The organism is Flavobacterium sp. ZT3R18, from assembly GCF_007097385.1.
Taxonomy (GTDB): Bacteria; Bacteroidota; Bacteroidia; order Flavobacteriales; family Flavobacteriaceae; genus Flavobacterium.
On the sequence record NZ_VJZS01000040.1, the window covers coordinates 1 to 5,375 of the forward strand.

At 31.9% G+C, this 5,375-nt stretch carries 5 protein-coding genes; all 5 read left to right on the forward strand.

From position 1 onward, the window contains the following. Window positions 1-555: 555 nt before the first annotated feature. The 5 genes from FNW52_RS20235 (at window position 556) to FNW52_RS20255 (ending at window position 5,111) form a co-directional block, all read left to right on the forward strand. A complete protein-coding gene (locus FNW52_RS20235; RefSeq protein WP_143379283.1) occupies window positions 556-918 on the forward strand; it encodes a hypothetical protein in 363 nt (120 codons plus the stop codon). A 1-nt stretch (window position 919) separates the two neighbouring features. After that, entirely contained in the window at window positions 920-1,849 is a 930-nt protein-coding gene (locus tag FNW52_RS20240; RefSeq protein WP_143379284.1) for a hypothetical protein, read from the forward strand. Between the two features lie 182 nt (window positions 1,850-2,031). Further along, window positions 2,032-2,643 carry a hypothetical protein gene (locus tag FNW52_RS20245; protein WP_143379285.1) on the forward strand — a complete coding sequence of 204 codons (612 nt, stop codon included), beginning with the start codon at window positions 2,032-2,034 and terminating at the stop codon, window positions 2,641-2,643. 262 nt (window positions 2,644-2,905) lie between these two features. Then, a complete protein-coding gene (locus FNW52_RS20250; RefSeq protein ID WP_143379286.1) occupies window positions 2,906-4,015 on the forward strand; it encodes a DNA adenine methylase in 1,110 nt (369 codons plus the stop codon). Then, window positions 4,002-5,111: a hypothetical protein gene (locus tag FNW52_RS20255; RefSeq protein ID WP_143379287.1), complete on the forward strand. Its 1,110-nt coding sequence runs from the start codon at window positions 4,002-4,004 to the stop codon at window positions 5,109-5,111. Before FNW52_RS20250 ends, FNW52_RS20255 begins: the two co-directional genes overlap by 14 nt. Window positions 5,112-5,375 lie beyond the last annotated feature (264 nt).

Here is a 5,375-nt window from a genome sequence, read left to right on the forward strand (position 1 = left end):
TATTTGGGATGTTTTGGCAAATCCGAATATTGGGCTTAATTTAGTCCCAAACCACTTGTAGCAGCCAAACGTTATGCCGGATTGCTCCGTGAACGAGACGCAACCGATTTTAATCAGGCATTTAGCCCGAAAAGAATTTATAACGCTGAAACCGAGCTGACCGAAATTGATTTTTAATTGTTGCGGACAGCCGAGGACGGAATTTTTTTGTCGATTTTTTTTGAGGTTTATTTGGAAGTGGAAAATTGGAAGTGGAAAATCATTCGCAATTGGAATCGATAAGTGGAAGGCGGAAATTCACTCGCAATTGGAATCGATAAGTGGAGGGCGGAATGGCTCTCGCAATTGGAATAGATAATTGAAATCGATATGTATTCGTGCTCAGCGTGTGTGTCACAACCCAGCATAACCGCTGCTACAATTGATTTGGGTAATTCGCTTGACGGGAAAATTGGTTTGTATTTGTGAGAATTTGGTTAAGCCGAAAAATAACGCTAATTTAGTCCCAAACCACTTGTAGCAGCAAGACGTTGGCAGAAACCTTAAAAAACCAAAATGGAAGAACAATACGAAAATGGACATCAATTAAAAGATTTTGTTGAAACACATAATTTAATGAATCGAAATTCAATCGTTAATTTTAACTCAATTGTGAGTATAACGACTGCTAATAATAAAATAACAAATCGGAAAATTGAAGTTATGGTTTCATTCGATAATTATAATAGTTTAGGATTAGTAACTTTTTTAGAAAGTGATATTGATACTAGTTTGTTTCCAACTGTTTTTGAAGCAAATTGGCAAAAAATGGAACATATAGAAAATGAGTTTCTAAAAATCTCTGACATCCATAAAAAAAATCCATTAATTGGAGAATATACAGTGAAAATTACACCTTTAGAAAAAATAAGAGATTAATATGGCATATACATCACCGCTTTTCCAGAGTTCTTTCGATTTATTTTCTCATTCAATAGAACATTTTAATTTAGGTACTGAAAGGGATAGAAAATTTGTAATAATACATTTAGCAAATTCAGTTGAATTGATTTTCAAAGATTTAATGCTTGATTTGGGATTATCAATTTATAAAAACCCTAAAGAAACGGTGACAATAACTGGAGCAATGGAAACATTGTCTAAAGAAAAAAATATAACAATCCCCCATTTAAATAAACTTGAATTATTAATTGATGAAAGGAATGCTTTACAACATAGATATGGTTTTCCAAATGAACTTACAACTATATTTTATATGGAGGCAACTTACTCTTTTTTTAAAGAGTTTTTGCTAGAAAATTATAATTTAGATATTGAAATTGTTCTAGAAGATTTTCTACAAGAAGATGATCTTGCGATTTTTAAATTGAGGTCTGTAACAACGCAAACTGAATTAGACAAACTAAATAAATTAACTAAAATACATCCAATAGGTGCATTATTATCTGCATATGCATATTTGGAAGGTAAAATGAATGAAATAAGAGAAACAATTCAAAATCAAATTGCTGGCGACGAAAGAGATTTGAGAATGTATATATTTAGGTATTTCAACCCTGATAGTGTTGCAAGACTAATGACAGAATATAATGTAGATATTAGTGAAAACACTAAAAGAAAACTTTTTGAATTTAGAAATATTAGAAATCAAGTTGCACACGGACGAGAAGGTGTAGGAAGTAAAGAAGTTATAGAATTTATAACTATGGTAAAAGATTTAGAACCAAAATTTGTAGAATTAAAAGAAAGTGTTTTAAAAGAACCAGGTTTACTAATTGAAAGAGAAAGAAACAGAATTTTAGAAAGACAAAAACAAAAAACATTAGATTTTAGCGACAAAACTGAATAAAAAGGCTATCTGCCAACAGCCGTTTTGAGCTAGTGTGTGATTTAGTGGAATTACCGTTTCGCATCATATTTTCTGCAAAGCCGAAAATTGAAAGGTTACGAAGCACACACCATCTCAAAGCGGCGGAACGTTGGTGGCAAGGCTAACAGAACAGAATCGCAAAACAGAACTAAAAATAAAAAATGAAAATAGTATTTATCATAATCGGCCTAATAGTTTTAGTAATTGTTGTTTTTGCTATATATAGATTTATAATAGTAAAACGTCAAAACAGTAAATTAAACAAAGAACGATTTGAAAGAGTTAAAGAACTTTACGAAAAACTTGAAAGTGGACAAGATTTGACAGAACAAAATATTTTGCCTTATGCACAAAACATACTTACTCGACAAACTGCTTTTCAACTTTTAGAAGAACATAACAAGACAAACTTATTCCCAAAAGAATATTATTCCCTTATAAAAGGAGCAGAAAGTAGTTTGGCAAATTGGTTAGAATTTCCAACAGAACTCGATGCTTGTCCTGATGAAATTGAACATATTAAACGAGTTACTTTTGACTTTGACGGAGAGAATAATTTTGTTCATTACGAAGTTTTTAAATATTGCGTAAACGAACCTCATTGGGCAGCAAAAGACGGATGGAGTTTAGGTGTCGTAGGACCATACTTTGACGATAGTAAACCTTACGATTTTGCACAAGCAACATTTAGTAGAATTTCAAGCAAATTTGACAATGTAGCAGCAGACGAAGAAGCGAAATGGGTTCACGAAAATATTTCAATGAGAGGATAAAAAGCCCAGCCACCAACAGCCGTTTTGAGCTAGTGTGTGATTTAGTGGAATTACCGTTTCGCATCATATTTTCTGCAAATCCGAAAATTGAAAGGTTACGAACCACACACCATCTCAAAGCGGCAGAACGTTATGCCTCATTGTAGAGCGACCGTACAATCAAGAACATTCGTGATGACATTGGACAAATTTTTCAACGCTTCGCAAAATTAGGAGAGTTAAATTTAGTAACTTGCGAACTTAAAATTAAGACAGAAAAATAATGCTTTTTGAAGAATATAAATATTTTAATTACCAATTTCCTGAACCTCAATATTTAGGTGCAAAGCATACTTTACTGCCTTGGCTTAATCAGTTCATTCCTAAAAATATAAACTCTGCAATTGATGCTTTTGCTGGTTCGCAATCTGTTGGTTATTTATTGAAACAACAAGGATGCAAAGTAATTACAAACGATTTTTTAAATTTTAATAATCAAATTGGAAAAGCTTTAATTGAGAACAAGTCCACCAAATTAGACAAAACAGATTTAGATATTCTTTTTCAGCCTGCAAAAAACAAAAACGAATTTGACTTAATTGAAAATACATTTACAAATGTATTTTTTGAAAAAGAAGAGGCACAGTTTTTAGATAATTTCAGAGCAAATATTTCATTATTAGAAAACGAATTTAAGCAAGCTCTTGCTTTCACGGTTATTAATAGAAGTATGACCCGAAAAATAACAATGGGACATTTTGGTCATACGCAAGCTTTGGTTTACGCAAGCGACCCTGCAAGAATTAAACGCAACCGAAGCTTAATAAGACCTGTCAAAGAAATTTTTGAAGAATTACTTCCAAAATACAATGATGCCGTTTTTGATAATAAGCAAGATAATCAAAGTTTCAACCAGAATATTTTAGAATTATTACCTAAAATAGAAAATGTTGAATTGGCATATTTCGACCCACCTTATTGTGATAGCCACGCAGATTATCAAGGATTTTATCATTTATTAGAAACTTACACTGAGTATTGGAAAGACAAAGATTTTATAAATGGTATTAAACGTTATGAACCGCAAAGATTTAGCGGTTTTGACAAAAAAAGAGATGTGATTTCCTCTTTTGAAAAGTTATTTGAACTTTCAGAAGAAATCCCGAATTGGTTAATTAGCTATAACAATAGAAGTTACCCAGGAATTGAAGAATTTGAAAAATTAATTTCAAAGTACAGAAATGTAACTGTAGAAGCAAAAACATATCAAAACGGAAGAGGTGGAAAAGGAAGCGTTGCAGGTAGTCAAGAAATACTATTTGTTTGCAGTCCTAAAAAGAAGCATTTCGTTTCAAATAACCATAAAGAACAATTAGTAAATGAAGGACTTTAATTATTGGGATAAATTACATAAAAACGAAGAACTCGAAGAGTTTAGTAATGATAATATTGGTCTTTTATGGCTGAAAACAAAATCAATTAGCAGAAAAGAACTTATTGCTGAATTTTTAAAAATTAACAAAATTACTTTAAAAGAAACTGCACTTGCTAAGCAATTCGTTGAATTATTCGGCATATTAAGTTCTAATGTTTCTAATTCAAACCAAATTCTTGACGAATTTATTAAATCGGAAAACACAAAACAAGTTGGAGCTCTCAACACAGCGCAACTCGTATCTGAATTATATAAGCTAAAGAATTTTGATTGGGGCGGAGATTATCAAAATTCACTTGACAAATATTTAGTAAGCAGATATGTAAAAGTTCAAAACCCTTCATATGAAAACTTACTTTCAAAATTTGAAACTGAAATAAGCGTAGCTGTTCAAGGTTACGTATTAAATAGTTGGTACAACCATTGGAGTAGTATTTTAATCGAACATATTTTCAAATCGCATACGGAAGTTTTGCCAACTGTTGGACAAATTAAAAGTGTTGACTTTTTCATTAATGATGTGCCATTTGATTTGAAAGTTACTTATTTGCCAGCAGAATATATAAAATCTAAACGCAAAGAAAAAGGATTGCCCGTTGAGCTGACTTATTTAAAAAAGAAAGCGATAGAAGCAAATATTGTTTTTGACAAAACGGCAAAACCAGCAGACATTTTCTACGAAATAGTTGAGAAAATGAAAGATAGAAATGATGCTTTCTGTTTAGATGTTCTGAAGACCTTAAAAGACGAAAAATTAGAAATTTTAAAAGAAGTACAAGACGACCCCAAAATATTGGCGACTTGGCTTTATGAAAACCAAGGAGAAATGCGTTTTGGTTCTGAAAATCGACTATTCCTCGTTTTGGTTGACACAGATGACTTTACAAATTCGTGGAAATTGAAACGAAATATTGACCTTTTAAAGCCTACAATCCTATCCTATTTAGACAACTTCAAATCGAAAAAGATAGAAGACCTAAAAATAGAATTTGAATTTAAAGGAAAAACAAAAACATTCACAGCTTTAACAGATATAATATTTGTAGTGAAATAGTCTATCTTTTTGTAGGCAGAAAGTTACCGAACTATGGATAGATAAAATGTACGATGAAAAAAAACAACGAAGGCATAACAGGCGTTTTGATATAGTGGGGATTTAGTGGAATTACCGTTTCGCATCACGTTTTCTTTCAACCAAAACGTTCTCGTTTACGATTTCCCCACCATCACAAAGCGCCGGGACGTTGTGCGCAATTGAGCGTTCGAAACCTGATAAATAGCCTAAAAATTTGAATGAAGGATAGAGTTTAGAAACGGA